General features: G+C 64.3%; 18 protein-coding genes. 10 read left to right on the forward strand and 8 right to left on the reverse strand.

The features are described 5' to 3' along the window. Positions 1 to 16 precede the first annotated feature (16 nt). The 3 genes from ACR64R_RS16925 to ACR64R_RS16935 all read left to right on the forward strand — a co-directional run bounded on the left by ACR64R_RS16925 (position 17) and on the right by ACR64R_RS16935 (position 1,973). Positions 17 to 793: an SDR family NAD(P)-dependent oxidoreductase gene (locus ACR64R_RS16925; RefSeq protein ID WP_487357484.1), complete on the forward strand. Its 777-nt coding sequence runs from the start codon at positions 17 to 19 to the stop codon at positions 791 to 793. Positions 794 to 934: 141 nt separating this feature from the next. Then, positions 935 to 1,579: a TetR/AcrR family transcriptional regulator gene (locus tag ACR64R_RS16930; RefSeq protein WP_487357485.1), complete on the forward strand. Its 645-nt coding sequence runs from the start codon at positions 935 to 937 to the stop codon at positions 1,577 to 1,579. A 160-nt stretch (positions 1,580 to 1,739) separates the two neighbouring features. Then, positions 1,740 to 1,973 carry a DUF680 domain-containing protein gene (locus ACR64R_RS16935; RefSeq protein WP_487357486.1) on the forward strand — a complete coding sequence of 78 codons (234 nt, stop codon included), beginning with the start codon at positions 1,740 to 1,742 and terminating at the stop codon, positions 1,971 to 1,973. 98 nt (positions 1,974 to 2,071) lie between these two features. Here the strand turns inward: ACR64R_RS16935 and ACR64R_RS16940 are convergent, their stop codons facing one another. The 5 genes from ACR64R_RS16940 to ACR64R_RS16960 all read right to left on the reverse strand — a co-directional run bounded on the left by ACR64R_RS16940 (position 2,072) and on the right by ACR64R_RS16960 (position 7,572). After that, positions 2,072 to 2,296, reverse strand: coding sequence for a hypothetical protein (locus tag ACR64R_RS16940; RefSeq protein ID WP_487357487.1), 225 nt, complete (start codon positions 2,294 to 2,296; stop codon positions 2,072 to 2,074). 86 nt (positions 2,297 to 2,382) lie between these two features. Then, complete coding sequence (locus ACR64R_RS16945; RefSeq protein ID WP_487357488.1) at positions 2,383 to 2,967, reverse strand: sarcosine oxidase subunit gamma; 585 nt, start codon at positions 2,965 to 2,967, stop codon at positions 2,383 to 2,385. Next, complete coding sequence (locus tag ACR64R_RS16950) at positions 2,960 to 5,953, reverse strand: sarcosine oxidase subunit alpha (RefSeq protein WP_487357489.1); 2,994 nt, start codon at positions 5,951 to 5,953, stop codon at positions 2,960 to 2,962. The genes ACR64R_RS16945 and ACR64R_RS16950 overlap by 8 nt, the downstream gene beginning before the upstream one ends. Then, positions 5,950 to 6,246: a sarcosine oxidase subunit delta gene (locus ACR64R_RS16955; protein WP_487357490.1), complete on the reverse strand. Its 297-nt coding sequence runs from the start codon at positions 6,244 to 6,246 to the stop codon at positions 5,950 to 5,952. The genes ACR64R_RS16950 and ACR64R_RS16955 overlap by 4 nt, the downstream gene beginning before the upstream one ends. A gap of 72 nt (positions 6,247 to 6,318) precedes the next feature. After that, complete coding sequence (locus ACR64R_RS16960; protein WP_487357491.1) at positions 6,319 to 7,572, reverse strand: sarcosine oxidase subunit beta; 1,254 nt, start codon at positions 7,570 to 7,572, stop codon at positions 6,319 to 6,321. A gap of 295 nt (positions 7,573 to 7,867) precedes the next feature. Between ACR64R_RS16960 and ACR64R_RS16965 the strand changes: the two genes are divergently transcribed. The 5 genes from ACR64R_RS16965 to ACR64R_RS16985 all read left to right on the forward strand — a co-directional run bounded on the left by ACR64R_RS16965 (position 7,868) and on the right by ACR64R_RS16985 (position 12,046). Further along, a complete protein-coding gene (locus ACR64R_RS16965; RefSeq protein WP_487357492.1) occupies positions 7,868 to 8,254 on the forward strand; it encodes an SET domain-containing protein in 387 nt (128 codons plus the stop codon). A 179-nt stretch (positions 8,255 to 8,433) separates the two neighbouring features. Next, positions 8,434 to 8,700 (forward strand): 30S ribosomal protein S21, encoded by a 267-nt coding sequence (gene rpsU / locus ACR64R_RS16970; protein WP_027165252.1) that lies wholly within the window; start codon positions 8,434 to 8,436, stop codon positions 8,698 to 8,700. 131 nt (positions 8,701 to 8,831) lie between these two features. Beyond that, positions 8,832 to 9,683 carry a tetratricopeptide repeat protein gene (locus ACR64R_RS16975; RefSeq protein WP_487357493.1) on the forward strand — a complete coding sequence of 284 codons (852 nt, stop codon included), beginning with the start codon at positions 8,832 to 8,834 and terminating at the stop codon, positions 9,681 to 9,683. Positions 9,684 to 9,894: 211 nt separating this feature from the next. Then, positions 9,895 to 10,371 carry a DUF992 domain-containing protein gene (locus ACR64R_RS16980; protein ID WP_487357494.1) on the forward strand — a complete coding sequence of 159 codons (477 nt, stop codon included), beginning with the start codon at positions 9,895 to 9,897 and terminating at the stop codon, positions 10,369 to 10,371. A gap of 223 nt (positions 10,372 to 10,594) precedes the next feature. Continuing rightward, on the forward strand, positions 10,595 to 12,046 hold the full coding sequence (locus tag ACR64R_RS16985) for an MFS transporter (RefSeq protein WP_487357495.1): 1,452 nt from the start codon (positions 10,595 to 10,597) through the stop codon (positions 12,044 to 12,046). Here the strand turns inward: ACR64R_RS16985 and coaBC are convergent. The 3 genes from coaBC to ubiE all read right to left on the reverse strand — a co-directional run bounded on the left by coaBC (position 12,043) and on the right by ubiE (position 15,999). Next, complete coding sequence (gene coaBC / locus ACR64R_RS16990; RefSeq protein WP_487357496.1) at positions 12,043 to 13,518, reverse strand: bifunctional phosphopantothenoylcysteine decarboxylase/phosphopantothenate--cysteine ligase CoaBC; 1,476 nt, start codon at positions 13,516 to 13,518, stop codon at positions 12,043 to 12,045. The two genes, ACR64R_RS16985 and coaBC, sit on opposite strands and share 4 nt — an antisense overlap. A gap of 86 nt (positions 13,519 to 13,604) precedes the next feature. Next, the gene (ubiB, locus tag ACR64R_RS16995; RefSeq protein ID WP_487357497.1) at positions 13,605 to 15,179 is read right to left on the reverse strand and encodes a 2-polyprenylphenol 6-hydroxylase; all 1,575 of its coding nucleotides are present in this window, start codon (positions 15,177 to 15,179) and stop codon (positions 13,605 to 13,607) included. A gap of 43 nt (positions 15,180 to 15,222) precedes the next feature. Next, positions 15,223 to 15,999 carry a bifunctional demethylmenaquinone methyltransferase/2-methoxy-6-polyprenyl-1,4-benzoquinol methylase UbiE gene (gene ubiE / locus ACR64R_RS17000; RefSeq protein ID WP_487357498.1) on the reverse strand — a complete coding sequence of 259 codons (777 nt, stop codon included), beginning with the start codon at positions 15,997 to 15,999 and terminating at the stop codon, positions 15,223 to 15,225. 168 nt (positions 16,000 to 16,167) lie between these two features. On the opposite strand from ubiE, the gene ACR64R_RS17005 reads away from it, so the two are divergent. Next, positions 16,168 to 17,142 carry an adenosine deaminase gene (locus ACR64R_RS17005; RefSeq protein ID WP_487362465.1) on the forward strand — a complete coding sequence of 325 codons (975 nt, stop codon included), beginning with the start codon at positions 16,168 to 16,170 and terminating at the stop codon, positions 17,140 to 17,142. A gap of 128 nt (positions 17,143 to 17,270) precedes the next feature. Beyond that, positions 17,271 to 17,900, forward strand: coding sequence for a uracil phosphoribosyltransferase (gene upp / locus ACR64R_RS17010; protein ID WP_027165262.1), 630 nt, complete (start codon positions 17,271 to 17,273; stop codon positions 17,898 to 17,900). Positions 17,901 to 18,006 lie beyond the last annotated feature (106 nt).

Consider the following 18,006-nt stretch of genomic DNA (forward strand, 5'->3'; position numbering starts at 1 on the left):
GCGGGAGAGCCGAGCGATGGGCCGTTTCGAAGGGATGACGGTGCTGATCACCGGCGCGACCGGCGGCCTCGGCAGCGGCGCGGCCAAGGCCTTCGCCGCCGAAGGCGCGCGGCTGGTGCTGTCCGATCTCGACGAGGCTGCTCTCGGCGGCTTTGCCAAAACGCTCGACGCCGAGGCGGCTCACCTGGCCGGCAACATTGCCGACGAGACGCTCTCTGAGGATTTGGTGAAGCTTGCGGTGCAGAAGTTCGGCCGGCTCGACATCGCCGTCAACAATGCCGGCATCGTGCACAGCTTCGTGCGCCTGCCGCAGGTAGCCTCGGAGGAAGCGCGCCGCGTGGTAGAGGTCGACCTGCTCGGTGTCTTCTATGCCATGAAACACCAGATTCCTCAGTTGGAACGACAGTTCAGGGAAAGCGGCAAAGGCGGCGTCATTGTCAACATCGCCTCGGTCGCTGGCCTCTCGGGCGCGCCCAGGCTTTCGGTCTACGCCGCCGCCAAGCATGGGGTCGTAGGCCTGACGCGCTCGGCGGCCGTGGAATATGCCGGCAAGGGAGTCCGCATCAATGCGGTCTGCCCCGCGCATACGCGCACGGCGATGGTCGACGGATTCGTCCGCGCCACCGGCGCGCCCGAAGTCGAAGCGCTTGCCGAACTCACACGCGGCGTGCCGATGAAGCGTGTCGGCGAGGTCGACGAGATCACGACCGGCATCCTGTTCCTTGCCGACCCGGCCAATTCCTTCATGACCGGCCATGCCCTGGCGCTCGACGGCGGCATTGGAGCGATATGATCAATTCCAGGACAAAGGTCCTGGCGGTTGTCCGTCGGAGTTGCGTTAGAGCGCGCCCAAGGGAACCAGTCCGGTCACTTGTCCGTTTCCGTACAGCGTATATAATTTCTTCGGGCGGCCAACCATAAAGGCAGGCGGACATTGGCGCTGAGCGTTCGGAAACGCCGAGAAAAACAGAAGGCAGAGCTCCGCTCCGAACTGGTCGCCGCGGCTCACAAGCTGGTGCAGGAAGAAGGCTATGAAGGCCTGACCATCCGCAAGCTTGCCAAGCGCGTCGGCTACGCGCCGATGTCGGTCTATTCCTATTTCGCCGATAAGCAGGACATATTGTTCGCGCTCGCCGAGGATGCCTTCGAAACGCTGGCGCGGCGTATCGAAGAACACCCCGCCGACGACCCGATCGAGGCGCTGCAGGCGGTGATGACCGAATACGCCGCTTTCGGCCTTGGCAATCCCAACGAATACCGCACCGTTTTCATGACTGAGAAGACCAAGCTGCCGGAGGGGCGCAGCTACGAGGACATGGAAGAGGGCAACCCCGCCATGAAGGTGCTGATCAAGCGTGTCGAGGCCTGTGTTGCCGCCGGCAGGCTCAAGGGCGACCCGCGCGCAATCGCCACCATGCTGTGGACGGTCGGCCACGGCACGATTTCGCTGCTGATCACGTTCCCGTTCTATCCGTTTGGCGACGCGCAGGCCTATGTGAAGCGCATGTGCGATTTCGCGCTGGCGGGGCTCTCGGTGGGCGACGTTCCTCCCCTGGCCGAGACAGCGATCGACTGCTGATTGGTAGCCGGCATGGCATTGTCGGTCGCTTGATTTGCCCGCCTGAATTCCCACGTCCAAGGTGCCTGTCGTACACGTACAAAGTTTTGCTTGAATTCCGCTTCCAGTGGTCGTATGTGTACGTCAAATTGTACATGTACGAAGACGACTGGAGACGGAAATGAAGAAGACGATCCTCACCCTCGCTGCCGTTCTGGCTTTCTCGGGCGCCGCCTTTGCCGGCGCGAGCCAGCCGGCCAAACATGCCCCGGTTGCCTGCGCCCAGACCAAGGCCAATGTGGCGCTCGATTGCACTGCGACCGGCTCGGTCGAGAAGTCGGATACCACCACGACTCAGCCCAAAAGCCCGAAGCTTGGCATCGACGTCAGCCCGTGGTTCGTGCCCGGCCTGTAAGCGCCGCTGGTAAGCACCATTGGCAAGATTTCAAACGAAAACGGGCGGCTGGGCCGCCCTTTTCGTTTTACCTGTAGCCCAGATCGATCTGCCCCGGCTTACTTCTTGCGCCGTTTCGTTCCCGGCACGGCCTTGGCTTTACCCGGCTTCGCCGGCGCCCCGGGAATGGCGGTGCCCGTGATCGACACCGGGTCGCTGGCCGGAAACGTGTCCTCGAGGCCTTCCTCGAGTTCCTCTTCCTCGATCTCGTGATGGCGCTCCTGTTCCAGCGAACGGACCGCCGCTGTCTTCTTCGGCGATTTCGGCGCGGTTTTGGACGGCATCGGCAATCTCCCTCGCAAGCCGCGGAAACGGACAGGGCCGGCGATGGTCCCTGCCGTGCGGCTTTCCGACAGCACCGCGTGACGGGTCAGTTCGCCGCGTCGCTCGCCGCTTCCGAGAGCAGAGTAAAGACATAGTCCGAGAAGGAACGCCAGCACTCCACCCGGAAGGAATCCGCGGCGGTGCGCAGCAGCACGATCTCGGATTTGCCCAGAATCGTGCGCGAAGCCGCGCCGACCGGGAAAGCCTCGAGCGACAGATCCTGCGGGCAGCCCGAATTGACCGCAACGGCGGCTGCGGGCCCGGCGACCGAAATCCCGACATTGCGATGCGAGATGCCGACCGCCGAATGCAGCGCCGTCACCTTGGCGCAGTCGACGAGCGGATCGTTGCCGGACTCGTCGATGATCAACCATTCGTCCGGCCCGAGCCACAGCGCCGTGCGACCGTCCTTGGTGGCCGAGGTCTTCGGCCTGGCCGGCAGTGTCACGCCAAGCGCCTTGGAGAGCGCCGCTAGCGAAGCCTGCGGCGCGCGCAGGGAGACGCGCTCGGCGGGCGGCAGCACCTCCACTTTCACGCCTGGCGCCGACAGCGTGCGGCCGGCAAGCGCCGGCCGACGCTCGACGGAAGCGGAAGCAGCGACGGCTTTTGTCTTGGCGGCAGCCTTAGCCATTGAGGCGTTCTCCCTTCTCGTCGACGAACACCATGCCGGTGACCTCCACCTCGATCGTGCCGTTCGGCATCGGCACATAGAGTGTCTGGCCCATCCTGTCGCGGCCGCCGGCGACCAGCGCCAGCGCGATCGAACGGCCGCAATTCTCCGACCAGTAGCTGGAGGTGACGTGGCCGATCATCTTCATCGGGATCGGCTGCTTCGGGTCGGCGACGATCTGCGCGCCCTCTTCCAGCACGACCTTCGGGTCCTTGGTCTTGAGGCCAACGAGTTGCTTGCGCCCCTTGGCGACGAGATCCGATCGGGTCAGGCCGCGAATGCCGACGAAGTCGGTCTTCTTCTTGCCGACCGCCCAGTCGAGCCCGGCGTCGTTCGGCGTCACCGTTCCGTCAGTGTCCTGGCCGACGATGATGTAGCCCTTCTCGGCGCGCAGCACATGCATCGCTTCGGTGCCGTAAGCGGTCGCGCCGTGCTTCTGGCCCTCGGCCCAAAGCGCTTCCCAGACCGCCTCGCCATAATCGGCCGGCACGTTGACCTCGAAGCCGCGCTCGCCGGTGAAGGACATGCGGAACAACCTGGTCGGCACGCCGCAGATTTTGCCCTCGCGCACCGACATATGCGGCATTGCCTCGTCCGACATGTCGATGCCTTCGATCAGCGGCGCGATGATGTCGCGCGACTTCGGCCCCTGCACCGCGATGACTGCCCATTGCTCGGTGATCGAGGTCAGCCAGACATTGAGATGCGGGAATTCGGTCTGGAGGTAATCCTCCATATGGTTCATGACACGCGGCGCGCCCCCCGTCGTCGTCGTCACATGGAAGCGGTCGGGCGCCAGCCTGCCGACGACGCCGTCGTCATAGATGAAGCCGTCCTCGCGCAGCATGATGCCGTAGCGGCAGCGGCCGGTTTCCAGCTTCTCCCAGGGATTGGTGTAGAGCAGCTCCATGAATTTCGCCGCGTCCGGCCCGACCACCTCGATCTTGCCGAGTGTCGAGGCGTCGAACAGGCCGCCGACCTTGCGCACCGTCACGCATTCGCGGTCGACCGCCTTGTGCATGTCCTCGCCGGCTTTCGGGAAATACCAGGCGCGCTTCCAGTGGCCGACGTCCTCGAACACAGCCCCATGCGACGCGGCCCAGCCATGCGTTGCCGTGCGCCGGATCGGATCGAACAGCGCGCCGCGCGCGTGGCCGACGATCGAGCCGAAGGTCACCGGCGTGTAGGGCGCGCGGAAGGTGGTGAGGCCGACTTGCGGGATCGGCTTGCCGAGCTCGTCGGCGGCGATCGCAAGGCCATGCATGTTCGACGTCTTGCCCTGGTCGGTCGCCATGCCGTTGGTGGTGAAGCGCTTGACGTGCTCGATCGAGCGCATGCCTTCATGCACCGCCTGGCGGATGTCCTTGGCGGTGACGTCGTTCTGGAAGTCGACGAACGCCTTGACCGTCGTCCCCGGCCCCGCGCCGGGCGCGGCACCCAGCATGCCGCGCGACCAGCTCTCGCCAGCATCGACCTTCGGCCTGGCACTCTTGGCGGCTTTGCCGCCTGCCTCTTTCGCCGCCTTGGCGCCCGCCGCATAGGCCTCGTCTACCGTCGCCGCCAGCCCGTCCGTGCCGTTGCAGGCGCCGACCGAGACGCAGTCCTGCGCGTAGGTGCCGGGCACGAACCGCTTGGTCTCGTCGTTGAAGGCAACCTTGCCGCGCGATTGCGAGAAGAGATGCACCGAAGGCGTCCAGCCGGCCGACATCAGGATCGCGTCGACCGGAATGGTGCGCCCGCCGCCGCCATTCTTTGGCTGCACGGTCATGGATGACACGCGCAATTTACCCCCGGCGCTCACCACCGCGCGGCCGAAATTGATCTCGATGCCGAGGCTCCTCGCCTCGTCGATCACCGGTCCCGAAGGATTGTCGCGCAGGTCGACGATCGCCGCGACATTGACGCCGGCCTTCTTGAGGTCGATCGCGGCGGCATAAGCGGAATCATTCGCCGTATAGACGCCGACATTCCTGCCGACGGCCACGCCGTAGTGGTTGAGATAGGTGCGCGCCGCCGAAGCAAGCATCACACCCGGACGGTCGTTGTTGGCGAACACCATGTGGCGCTCGATGGCGCCGGTGGCGATGACCACGCGATTGGCGCGGACCTGCCACAGCCGTTCGCGCGCCAAGTCGCGACCCGGGTCTTTGATGTGATCGCTGACCCGCTCGACCAAGCCGACGAAATTCTGCGCGTAATAGCCGAAGGCGGTGGTGCGGGAGAGCACGCGCACATTGTCCATCGCCTTGAGCTTCGCGATCGCGGCCTGCGCCCAGACATAAGCGGCCTCGCCGTCGATCCTGGCGCCGCTCTCGAAGCGCAGGCTGCCGCCAAATTCGGCCTGTTCGTCGGCGAGGATGACCCGCACGCCGGTTTCGGCGGCGGCAAGTGCCGCGGCGATGCCGGCGGCGCCGCCGCCCAGCACCAGCACCTCGCAATGCGCGTAGCGCGCGGCATAGTGGTCCGGATCCGGCTTGTCGGGAGAAACGCCAAGGCCGGCGGCAGCCCGGATCTTCGGCTCGTAAAGGCTCTTCCAGGCCGACTTCGGCCACATGAAGGTCTTGTAATAGAAGCCGGCCGAAAACAGCGGCGAGGCGACGTCGTTGACCGCGCCAACGTCGAAGGCGAGCGATGGCCAGCGGTTCTGCGAATGCGCCGTCAGCCCGTCATAGAGCTCCTGCACTGTGGCGCGAACATTCGGCGTCTTGCGTGCATCATCGCGCACGACTTGCACCAGCGCGTTGGGCTCCTCGGCGCCGGCCGACAGGACGCCGCGCGGTCGGTGATACTTGAAGGAACGGCCGACGAGATGCACGCCATTGGCGAGCAGCGCCGAGGCCAGCGTGTCGCCCTGGATTCCGGTGTAGGACTTGTCGTCGAAGCTGAAGGAGGCGGTCCGGGCCTGGCTGAGGCGGCCGGCGCCCGGAATGCGGAACGTGGCGCTCATTTCGCGGCTCCAGGCAGCTTCGCCGGCTTCGGCTCGCCGGCCTTGTAGGTCATGATGAACTTGTCGGTGACGGTGTCACGCACGGCGTTGAAGAAGCGCGCGCAGCCATGGATGTGCCGCCAGCGCTCATAGATGATGCCCTTCGGGTTGGCGCGGATGAAGAAGAATTTCTCGAAATCGTCGTCGCTCTCGGCGGCAATGTTGGTGGAACGCGCGATATGCGCCTCGCCGGCATTGCGGAACTCGAGTTCCGGGCGCTCTTCCTCGCAATAGGGGCAGCGGATGAGAAGCATCTGGGTGATCCTAAAACTTGCCGTGACCGGCGCACGCGCCGGCCGAGTGAAAGCATAGCGGCTGAGCCATCATCAGTGCGCCACCGCCGCCGCCGCCGCCTCGTCGATGAGACGGCCGGTGCGGAAGCGCTCGAGCGTGAAGGGCGCGTTGATCGGATGGGGCTCGTCCTTCGCGATGGTGTGGGCAAAGACATTGCCTGAACCGGGCGTCGCCTTGAAGCCACCCGTGCCCCAGCCGCAATTGACGTAGAGGCCCTTGACCGGCGTCTTCGCCAGGATCGGCGAGCGGTCGGGCGTGACGTCGACGATGCCGCCCCAGGAGCGCAGCATCTTCATGCGCGTGAAGATCGGGAACATCTCGCAGATGGCGTCGAGCGTGTGCTGCAATATGTGCAGGCCGCCGGTCTGCGAATAGGAGACATACTGGTCGGTGCCGGCGCCGATCACCAGCTCGCCCTTGTCGGACTGCGAGATATAGGCGTGCACGGTGTTCGACATCACCACGCAGGGCACCACCGGCTTGACCGGCTCCGACACCAGCGCCTGCAGTGGATAGCTTTCCAGCGGCATGCGCACGCCAGCCATGTTCATGATGACCGAGGAATGGCCTGCCGCGACCACGCCGACCTTCTTGGCGCCGATGAAGCCGCGCGTCGTGTCCACCCCGCTGACCGCGCCGTTGGCCGCGCGCTTGATGCCGGTGACCTCGCAATTCTGGATGATGTGGACGCCGCGCGCCGAAGCGCCGCGCGCATAACCCCAGGCGACCGCATCGTGGCGCGCCGTGCCGCCGCGGCGCTGCAGCGCCGCGCCCATCACCGGATAGCGCGCGTCCTTGGAGATGTTGAGCGGCGGACAGAATGCCTTCGCCTCCTCCGGCGTCAGCCATTCATTATCGATGCCGTTGAGGCGGTTTGCATGGATGTGGCGCTTGAACACCTGGACGTCATGCACGTTGTGCGCCAGCATCATGACGCCGCGCGGCGAATACATGACGTTGTAGTTGAGCTCCTGGGAGAGCCCGTCCCACAGCTTCAGCGCGTGGTCGTAGATGCCGGCGCTTTCGTCATAGAGATAGTTGGAGCGGATGATGGTGGTGTTGCGGCCGGTGTTGCCGCCGCCGAGCCAGCCCTTTTCCAGGACCGCGATGTTGGTGATGCCGTGCTCGCTCGCCAGGTAATAGGCCGTCGCCAGGCCATGGCCGCCGGCGCCGACGATGATGACGTCGTATTCCTTCTTCGGCTCCGGCGAGGTCCACTGTTCTTCCCAGCCCTTGTGGCCGCGCATCGCCTCGCGGGCAATGGCGAATACCGAGTATTTCTTCACGTTGTAGCCTCGCGCCAAAAATCGCGGATGTCGTCCGTCACGTGAGGAGTATCACTAGCGAAACCGCGCCGCCATCCTTGCGCTGTTTGCGACGGCGCTTGCCGTTTTGCGCCGTGACTGCTCGACGCATCGGAACGGATCGGCCCGCCTCTCGACGGCCGGAGGCGCCTCGATCAATCGGACGTGATCCGAGTGACAGCAGCCGACGGCCGATCCGTTGAAAATGTCGCGAAGCGGCCTTGCATTTCGGCGCGATTTGACGATTCCGTTTTCGCGTCGAAACCGGGACGGAACGATGCTGCTGATCAGAACCTATGTTGCCCAGAGCGCCATCGAAGGCGTCGGCGTCTTCGCCGCCGAGCCGATCCGCAAGGGCGCCTCGATCTGGCGGCTCGATCCCGATTTCGACCTGCTGATCCCGATGGAAAAATATGAAGCCGCATCCCCGCATCTCAAGGAACTGCTCGACCGCTATGCCTATCCGAGCCCGGACAAGCCCGGCTTCATGGTCTATGAGGTCGACAATGGCCGCTTCATGAACCACTCCGAGCGGCCGAATACGGATTTCTCGCAATATGGCGGCGCTGTCGCCATTCGCGACATCGCGGCCGGCGAGGAAATCACCTGCGACTACGGCGAGTTTTTCGAGGACTTCGCCCGCCTCCATTTGACGACCGCTTAAGGCAAGCGAACGTCCAGGGACGGCGCATCGGTTTTTGATCGCGCTTTCCCGCATTCAGAGGTGGACATCCCAACCTGATTCTGCTATCAGCCGCCACAATTCGCGGTGCAATTCGCCGCGGAGGCATTTCAGCTATGGCTGTTTGCCTAAAGATTTCAAACCCGAAGACAGGATTGCCCGTGCAGGTACTCGTCCGCGACAACAACGTTGATCAGGCGCTTCGCGCGCTGAAGAAGAAGATGCAGCGCGAAGGTATTTTCCGCGAAATGAAGATGCGCGGTCACTACGAGAAGCCGTCCGAGAAGCGTGCCCGCGAGAAGGCGGAAGCCGTGCGCCGCGCCCGCAAGCTGGCTCGCAAGCGCGCCCAGCGCGAAGGCCTGCTGCCAATGACCCCGCGTCCGGCTCCGGCGGGTGCCGCCGGCGCTTCGCGCTCGCCGCGCTCATAACGCCAATTTTTCGTCCTTTTCGAAGGATACCGAGGGTGGCGCGATGCGGAATCGCCGCCACCTTTTTGTTTACAGATTCGAGCCGGTTCGGAGAGGAACGGACTGACGGCGCCGCGGCAGTGAGGACAAAGATGGACGCAATATCCGTGGAGCGCAAAACCGCTTTTCGCGGCTTCGCCCTGACGGCGGCCCTGCTTTCGGGTCTGACGCTTGCAGCATGCCAGACGGCCCCGACAGGCGAGTTCAACTCGATCGACAAGGCGCAAGCGTCGAGCGAGAACATCTCCTCGCTTTCGGCGGTCATCCAGCGCAACCCGCAGGACCCGGAAGGCTACAACGTGCGCGGCTCGGCCTATGGCCGTGGCGGCCAGTACCAGGCGGCGCTCAAGGACTTCAACCAGGCCATCCAGCTCAACCCGAACTTCTACCAGGCCTATTCGAACCGCGCGCTGATCCAGCGTTTCCTTGGCAACCAGCAAGCGGCTTTGGCCGACTACAACCGCTCGATCCAGATCAACGCCAACTACGACGCCGCCTATATCGGCCGCGGCAATCTCTACCGCAAGGCGGGCCGCACGCAGGACGCATTCAACGACTTCCAGAAGGCGATCCAGCTCGACACCACCGATGCCCGCGCCTACCACAATCGCGGCTTGATCTATCAGAGCCAGGGCCAGCATAAATTCGCCATCGAGGATTTCTCGACCGCGATCTCGCTGGCGCCGGACGCCGCCGAACCTTACAACGGCCGCGGCCTCTCCTACCTGGCGACAGGCGACGACGACAACGCCTTCGCCGACTTCAACATGGCCATCAAGCTCGACGGCAAGAACGCCGAGGCATGGGCCAACCAGGCGCTGATCTACGAAAAGCGCGGCGACAAGGCCAAGGCCTCCAAGTCCTATCGCGAAGCCATCCGGCTCGACCCCACCTATCAGCCGGCCAAGGACGGCCTGTCGCGTGTCGGTGGCAGCGCCAGCTGATCAAGCTGACTGCGCCGGAAGGTATGTCGCTTGACGCTCGGCGGCCACCTGCGACTGCGGGTGTTGCGCCTCGGAGACGCCGATAGCGATCCGTTAACCGCCGATGGCGATGTGTAACCTTTGCCATGTTCGCGCCAAGGTTTCGGCGGAACGCTCGGCGCGCCTCGCTCGTTTAAGCCGGGGCCAAGATTTTCGCGAAAGGACCTTTCCAATGATCAAAACACTTGTCTGTGCCGCTGCCGCGCTTGTCGCCTCGGTCCTTGCGTCCCCAGTCAGCGCCGGCACGCTCCGGCTCGGCACGCTCGATTGCACGATCGACGGCGGTATCGGCTACGTCATCACGTCCAACAAAGGCGTCTCCTGCACCTTCCGCCCTTATCATCACGGACCGGCCGAGCAATACACCGGCATGATCTCCAAGCTCGGCGTCGATCTTGGCCAGACGCATCAGGGCCAGCTCGTCTGGGCTGTGCTTGCCGCCACGCGCCACCATGAGGCGGGCGACCTCGCCGGCAGCTATTACGGCGTCAACGCCGAGGCTTCCGTCGTGACCGGCGGCGGCGCTAATCTCCTGGTCGGCGGCCTCGATGGCGCCTTCATGCTGGAGCCCCTCAGCGTCCAGGCGCAGACCGGCCTCAACCTGGCCGTCGCGGTGGCCTCGCTGGATTTGGTGCACTCCTACAAGTGAGCCTTCCAAATTCGCTGTGCCGCATACGGCCCGGAACATCTGTTCCGGGCCGTATGCTTTGGAAAACCGGATCAGCTCGGCGCAAATCACAGCTCGCCTCGAAACCCGCGAAAAAACATCTTGAGCTCAACCGCGCTTGAGGTTCTACCACCCCTGCCGATCTGGATCTTGCACCTCGTCTGCAATGCGGGATGAGGTACGGGAGGACAAGCAGGAGATCGGCGTGACGGCAGCAAGCGGCAACAAGGTGGCCAGCAACAGAGTGGATTGGCGGGCGTTGTGGACGAGCGGCGATCTGGCGCGCTTCTGTTTCGTCAGCCTCGGCATCCTGCTACATGCCACGAACGAGACGATGGTAGCGACGGTGATGCCGGCCATGGTCGGCGATCTTGCGGGCGTGCAGCTCGTCGGCTGGTCCCTGGCGATCTACGAGCTCGGCGCGATCGTCGCCGGCGCCGCGGCCGGCCGGCTGGTCAGCTATGTCGCCCTGCGCTCCAACATGATGATCGCCGCGCTGCTCTACGCGATCGGCGCACTGATCTGCGCCACGGCGCCTTCCATGCCGCTGTTCCTCGCCGGACGTCTGGTCGAAGGACTCGGCGGCGGTGCTCTCGTATCACTGGCCTTCGTCTCAGTCGAGCGCTTGTTTCCACGCAACATCTGGCCGCAGCTCTTCGGCATCATGTCCGCGATTTGGGGGGTCGCGGCCTTCAGCGGCCCCATGCTCGGTGCACTGATGACCGAGTTCCTGTCATGGCGCTGGGCCTTTGGCATCTTCACCTTCGGCGGCGCGGCGATGGCGCTGGCAAGCTTCATCGTGCTCGACACGCCCGAGGCGAGAAAGCCGCAGGTGGGCAACGGCAAGGCACCCCCCTTCCCCTATCCGGCGCTCTCCTGTCTCGCCCTCAGCATCGTGCTGATCGCTGCTGCCGGCATCGACATTGCCCTGTTGCGCTCGTCACTGCTGCTCTGCCTCGGCCTGATCGGCCTGGCGCTGTTCTTCCGCATCGATGCCCTCAGGCCACAATCGCGGCTCTTTCCGTCGCCTTTGTTTTCGTGGCGCTCGCCGCTTGGCAGCGGCATGACCATGGTTGCGGCATTCTCCGTGGCGACCTGCACCTTCACCATTTACGGGCCGCTGCTTCTGACCACGCTGCACGGCATTCCGATCCTGACCACCGGCTACATCATCGCCGCAGAATCGATCGCCTGGTCGATCCTGTCGATCCTCATCGCCAATGCTCCGCTGGAGCGCGAGAGACTGATCATCGTTGTCGGTGCGCTGATGATCGCCTCCGGCCTCGCCGGCTTCGCCTACACCATCCCGGCAGGCTCGATCCCACTCATACTGCTCTGCGCCCTGCTGCAGGGCGGCGGCTTCGGCGTTTGCTGGCCCTTCCTCACGCGCGTCATCGTCGCTTCGGCGCGCGACGGCGAGCAGACGATCGCCTCGGCCGCCGTGCCAACTATGCAGCGCATCGGCTACGCGGTGGGCGCCGCACTTGCCGGTATCGTGGCCAATGCCAGCGGCTTCTCGGAGGGCCTAACCCGTGAAGCCGCCGCAGGCGTTGCCGGCTGGTTGTTCCTCGCCTTCGTGCCACTGGCTGCCCTGGGATGCATCGCCGCGCTGAGGACCGCACTGCCGACGCTGCGGTCTCAGCAGGCGACCGGCTAAACGACGACTGTCCGCAGCCGCTCCGCAATGAGCGCGGCGAGCCGCGCCGCCACCTCGTCCTTGTCCATCTCCGGCCATTCATCGACGCCGTTCCTGGAAACGATACGCACCTTGTTGCGATCGCCGCCCATCACGCCGGACGGCCCGATGCCGCTTTCATGCGAAACATCATTGGCGACGATGAAGTCCGCGCCCTTCTTCTTCAGCTTGGCCTCGGCATTGGCGATGAGGTCCTGCGTCTCCGCCGCGAAGCCGACCACAAGCCCGGGCCGCTGGGCGTGATGACCGATGCCGGCCAGGATGTCTGGATTCTCGACCATCTGCAGCGAAGGCGGCCCCTCGCCCGCCACCTTCTTGATCTTCTCGCCGGCGGCGTTGGCCGTGCGCCAGTCGGCAACCGCCGCGACGAACACGGCGGCATCCGCCGGCAACAGGCCCTCGACCGCTTCCTTCATTTGCGCGGCCGTTTCGACATGCGTGGTCGCGACGCCTGCCGGATCGGCGATGGTGACCGGACCGGAAACCAGCCGCACATCGGCGCCGAGATTGGCAAGCGCGGCCGCGATGGCATGGCCCTGCTTGCCCGAAGAGCGGTTGGCGATGTAGCGCACCGGGTCGATCGGCTCATGCGTCGGCCCGGAGGTTACGATGATCCTTCGGCCCGCAAGCGGCTTGGGCCTCTGGTCCAGCATCGCCTCGACCGCCGCGACGATCTCCAGCGGCTCGGCCATGCGGCCTTCGCCCGCCTCGTTGCTCTCGGCCATCTCGCCCCTGGCGGGGCCGACAAAGGCGATGCCGTCCTTTTGCAGGGTCGCGCGGTTGCGCCGCGTTGCCGGATGCGACCACATTTTCGGGTTCATCGCCGGCGCCATCAGCACCTTCTTGTCGGTGGCCAGAAGCACCGTCGAGGCAAGGTCGCTGGCATGGCCGTTGGCGAGTTTCGCCATCAAATCGGCGGTAGCCGGCGCCACCACAAGCAGGTCGGCTTCGCGCGACAGCCTGATATGGCCGACATCGTGCTCGTCATTGCGGTCGAACAGTTCGGTGAAGACATGGTCGGCCGAAAGCGCGCCGACCGACAGCGTGGTGACGAATTCCTGCGCGGCCGAGGTCATCACCACCCGCACCGACGCGCCGCGCTCGCGAAGCCGCCGGATCAGGTCGAGCGATTTATAGGCGGCGATGCCGCCGCCGATGATGAGCAGAATGCGCTTGCCGGAGAGGGAACGCTCATTCCATGCATGATCACCGACCGTTTTGAGATCAAGAGCATGTTCTGATCTCCGCCCGAGGGCCAATATCTCATCACGTGGGGCTCTCAATCGCCAGAATCCTTCCTGCTGCGAAACCAGTGTCCCTCCACGCAAGACATCTCGCGCCTCCTGTTCCATGGAAACACCGCGCGCGGCAGCCCGTTCGCGAAGAATCTGTTTTACGCCCTCGTCCAGATTGCGAATTGTTATGGTGCTCACGGAATCGCTCCTTGGCCTCTACCTGAGCAGCGGCAGCGCTAGCAATGATGGCATTTGCAGCGATGGATTGCTAGCAGTGCGAGCAATCAAATCAACTTCCAAGCGATGTAGATCAGCGTCAGAGCGATCACCCACAGCGCCACGCGGCCGGAGCGGGTGTGGCGCGCCTCGGCCTTGCCGATGGCGCGCGCCGTCGCTTCGTCGAAGCGCAGGCCGTTCTCGGCCATCAGGTCGATCTCGCGCGACAACCGGTCGGTGCGGGCGGCCAGGTCCGGCGCTTGCCGTGCGAGCGCCAGCAGCGCCTTGGCGCCGTCGCGCGCATCGGTGAGCAGTCCGCGCGGGCCGAGATTGCCGGCGATCCAATCGCCGACCACCGGCTCCGAGGTCTTCCACATGTTGAAGGCCGGATCGAGGGTGCGAGCGACGCCTTCGACGACGACCATGGTCTTCTGCAGCAGGATGAGTTCAGGCCGTGTCGCCATGTCGAATAGCTCGGTAACCTCGAACAGCAAGGTCAATAGCTTGGCCATCGAGATGGTGTCGGCCGACTGGCCGTGGATCGGTTCGCCGATGGCGCGGATCGCCTGCGCAAAGGCCGAGACATTGTGCTGGCGCGGCACGTAACCAGCCTCGAAATGCACCTCGGCGACGCGCTGGTAGTCGCGCACGATGAAACCGTAGAGGATCTCGGCGAGGAAGCGTCGCTCCTTCTTGCCGAGCCGCCCGGCGATGCCGAGATCGACCGCCACGATGGTGCCGTCGGCCTCGACGAACAGGTTCCCCGGATGCATGTCGGCATGGAAGAAGCCGTCGCGCAGCGTATGTCTAAGGAACGACTGAATGAGATTGGCGGCGATTGCCTTGAGATCATGCCCGGCGGCGGCAAGGCCGGCCAGGTCGTTCATCTTTATGCCGTCGATCCACTCCATGGTGAGCACGTCGCGGCCGGTCCGTTCCCAGTCGACCGCCGGCACGCGGAAGCCCGGATCGTCCTTGGTGTTCTCGCCAAGCTCGGAAAGCGCCGCCGCCTCGAGCCGCAGATCCATCTCGATCCTGGTGGTCTGAGCCAGCGTCTGGGTCACCTCGACAGGGCGAAGGCGACGCGAAGAGGGGATATATCTTTCCTGCAGATGGGCCGCGAGGAAATAGCTTTCGAGATCCTGGAAGAAGCGCCGTCGCACGCCGGGCCGGATGACCTTCACCGCCACGCGCGAAGCGGTGCCATCGCGAACGACTTCGGCGCTGTGCACCTGCGCGATCGAGGCCGCCGCCACCGGCTCCCCGAAACTTGCATAGAGGTCGTCTATCTTGCGCCCGAGCGAACCCTCGATAGCGTGGACCGCTTCCGCCTTCGGGAAGGTGTGCATCTTGTCCTGCAACATCGCAAGGTCGAGCGCCATGTCGTTGCCGACGACGTCGGGTCTCGTCGCCAGGAACTGGCCGAGCTTGACGTAGGACGGTCCGAGCCGCACCACGGCCCGTGCCAGCCTGTCGCCGCGCTGATAGCTCAGCGCCCGGCGGCGGGTGAACAATCGCGCCACGCGCCAGCCGAATTTCGGCATGCCGGAGAGTTCTTCCCCCGGCAGCGCCGCGACGACGCCCTCACGGACCAGCACCCAGCCGGCCCGCGTGAGCCTGAAGGCGGCGGCGACGCTGCTCATTGCCAAGCCTGATTGAAAAGGGCCTGCTTCAAGGAATCCCGCCTCAAAGCTTCCAGCCGGAATGGAGAGCAGCAATCCCGCCCGAATAATTGCGGAACGTGACGCGATTAAAGCCGGCGCGGGTGATCATCGCCGCGAAATTCTGCTGGTTGGGGAACTTGCGGATGGATTCGACCAGATAGGAATAGGGCTCGCCATCGCCGGTCACCGCCTTGCCGATCCTGGGAATCGCGTTGAACGACCAGGCTTCGTAGGCCTTGTCGAGCAGGGGCATCTCGACCTCTGAGAATTCCAGGCACAGAAACCGTCCGCCGCGCTTCAGCACGCGATAGGCTTCGGCAAGGGCGACCTCGATGCGCGGCACGTTGCGGATGCCGAACGCGATCGTATAGGCGTCGAAAGTGTCGCCCTCGAATGGCAACTCCTCGGCATTGGCTTCGACGAAGTCGGTGTTCGCCGAAAGTCCAAGCTTCTCGGCGCGGTCGCGACCGACGGCCAGCATCGAGCCGTTGATGTCGAGCACCGTTGCATGAGCCTGCCGGTGACTGGCCTCGACAATACGGAAGGCGATATCGCCGGTGCCGCCGGCGACGTCTAGCACCTTCCAGCCTGGCCGCTTCGGCGGGTTCAACCAGGCGACCATCGCGTCCTTCCACAACCGATGCAACCCGGCCGACATCAGATCGTTCATGAGGTCATAACGATTGGCCACCTTATGGAAGACGTCGTTGACCAGGGGCTGCTTCTCGCCTGCCCCGACCTTCCTGAAACCATAGGAGGTTTCCATGCCGCCCGCGGCCGTGGTTCTTTCAACTGACATTATTTTGATCCGCCATAAAACCGGCGGGACCATAGCCGATCGATGGTGCCGACGCTATTGTCCAAGGCGCGGTTTTCGGCCGCGCTTCCAAAACCCGGTCGAGAAAGGTCCCGCATGATTTTCCGGCCAGAATCCGTGCGAGAACAGCAAACCGGACGAAATGACCGCATTATTTTGAAGGCCGAGTTACACTGCCACATCGAAGGCGCGGCGGCGCCCGAACTTGTCGTCAGCCAGGCCCGGAAATACGACAAGGACCCTTCGCCCTACATCCAGGACGGCTCCTTCGTCTGGCACGATTTCACATCGTTTCTGGCCGCCTATGATTTCGCCTCCGACCTGTTTCGCACGGAAGACGATTATGCGCGCCTGGCCGACCATTATCTGACCAGCCTCGCCCGCGATGGGGCTATTTATTCCGAGGTTTTCACCTCGCCGGACCATGCGAAGAAAGCCGGCCTTTCACCGAAGGCTTATACAGATGCGCTGGGCGAAGGCATGGCCCGCGCCAAGGCCAAGACCGGCATCGAAGCCCGCATGATCGTCACCGGTGTGCGCCATGTCGGCGTTGAGGCGATCGAGCAGGCGGCGCGCTTCGCGGCGCGCTGCGGCCACCCGCTGGTGACCGGCTTCGGCGTCGCCGGGGACGAGCGCATCGGCGATTTCGAAGATTATGTGCGCGCTTTCGAGATCGCGCGCGAGGCAGGTCTCGGCATCACCATCCATGCCGGCGAACTGATGGGCTGGGAAAGTGTGGCGGCAGCCCTCGACCACATCCGCCCGTCGCGCATCGGCCACGGCGTGCGCGCCATCGAGAATCCCGACCTTGTCCGCCGCATCGCCGCGGAAGGCGTGGTGCTGGAATGCTGCCCGGGCTCCAACATCGCGCTGAAAGTGTTCGACAGCTTCGCCGACCATCCTTTTCCGGAGCTGCGCGCCGCCGGCTGCAAGGTCACGCTCAACTCCGACGACCCGCCTTATTTCTGGACCTCGCTGAAGCGCGAATATGACATCGCCGCCGAGCATTTCCGTATGGACGACAAAGCGCTGACCGCCGTCACGAGGACAGCCATCGAGGCGGCGTTCGTCGACAGGAAGACCAAGGCCGCCCTGCTCGCCCGCGTCAACGCGGCCGGTCGCTGACTCACTGCTGGATTCGTCCTTCTTCTGGATTTAAGGCAAAAGCTGTGGTGGATGGCCGCCGGGCGGTTCCTTGGCCGGCGCATTGTCGCTAGGGTCGTTTCCAGTAGCCGGAATTTCAGGAGATCACGATGCAGGGCGTCACCGTCGTCGACCACCCCCTTGTCCAGCACAAGCTGACCATCATGCGCAAGAAGGAGACCTCGACGGCCGGCTTCCGGCGGCTGTTGCGCGAGATCTCGCTCCTGCTCGGCTATGAGGTGACCCGCAACCTCGAACTGACCACGACCATGATCGAGACGCCGATCGAGGAAATGGAGGCCCCGACGCTCGAAGGCAAGAAGCTGGTCTTCGCCTCTGTGCTTCGCGCTGGCAACGGCCTGCTCGAGGGCCTGCTCGACCTCGTGCCGGCAGCGCGCGTCGCCCATATCGGCCTCTACCGCGACCATGAGACGCTGGAAGCCGTCGAATATTTCTTCAAGGCGCCTAGCGACCTTGCGGACCGTCTGGTGATCGTCGTGGATCCGATGCTTGCGACCGCCAATTCGGCGATCGCCGCGATCGACAAGCTGAAGGGACGCGGCGCCACCAACATCCGTTTCCTGTGCCTGCTCGCCGCACCTGAAGGAATCGAGCGCTTCACCAAGGCGCATCCGGATGTGCCTATCTTCACCGCCTCGATCGACCGCCAGTTGAACGACAAGGGCTACATCATGCCCGGGCTCGGCGACGCCGGCGACCGTATGTACGGCACGAAATGAGCGTATCCATTTACCGCGCGTTTACATAACCGCGCGGTTCCGGCGCACATTAAAGCTCAAAACACCATGTCGGCTTAAGGATGCAGCCCCGACGTAAGGGGCATCC

This window comes from Mesorhizobium sp. MC2-1-1, assembly GCF_057597255.1.

Bases quoted from the DNA above. Each gene is read 5' to 3' on its own strand.
- upp (WP_027165262.1), top strand. From the start codon at position 17,271: ATGCAGGGCGTCACCGTCGTCGACCACCCCCTTGTCCAGCACAAGCTG.
- ACR64R_RS16980 (WP_487357494.1), top strand. From the start codon at position 9,895: ATGATCAAAACACTTGTCTGTGCCGCTGCCGCGCTTGTCGCCTCGGTC.
- ACR64R_RS16945 (WP_487357488.1), bottom strand. From the start codon at position 2,967: ATGGCTAAGGCTGCCGCCAAGACAAAAGCCGTCGCTGCTTCCGCTTCC.
- ACR64R_RS16975 (WP_487357493.1), top strand. From the start codon at position 8,832: ATGGACGCAATATCCGTGGAGCGCAAAACCGCTTTTCGCGGCTTCGCC.
- ubiE (WP_487357498.1), bottom strand. From the start codon at position 15,999: ATGTCAGTTGAAAGAACCACGGCCGCGGGCGGCATGGAAACCTCCTAT.
- ubiB (WP_487357497.1), bottom strand. From the start codon at position 15,179: ATGAGCAGCGTCGCCGCCGCCTTCAGGCTCACGCGGGCCGGCTGGGTG.
- ACR64R_RS16950 (WP_487357489.1), bottom strand. From the start codon at position 5,953: ATGAGCGCCACGTTCCGCATTCCGGGCGCCGGCCGCCTCAGCCAGGCC.
- ACR64R_RS16955 (WP_487357490.1), bottom strand. From the start codon at position 6,246: ATGCTTCTCATCCGCTGCCCCTATTGCGAGGAAGAGCGCCCGGAACTC.
- ACR64R_RS16965 (WP_487357492.1), top strand. From the start codon at position 7,868: ATGCTGCTGATCAGAACCTATGTTGCCCAGAGCGCCATCGAAGGCGTC.
- ACR64R_RS16925 (WP_487357484.1), top strand. From the start codon at position 17: ATGGGCCGTTTCGAAGGGATGACGGTGCTGATCACCGGCGCGACCGGC.
- ACR64R_RS16935 (WP_487357486.1), top strand. From the start codon at position 1,740: ATGAAGAAGACGATCCTCACCCTCGCTGCCGTTCTGGCTTTCTCGGGC.
- ACR64R_RS16940 (WP_487357487.1), bottom strand. From the start codon at position 2,296: ATGCCGTCCAAAACCGCGCCGAAATCGCCGAAGAAGACAGCGGCGGTC.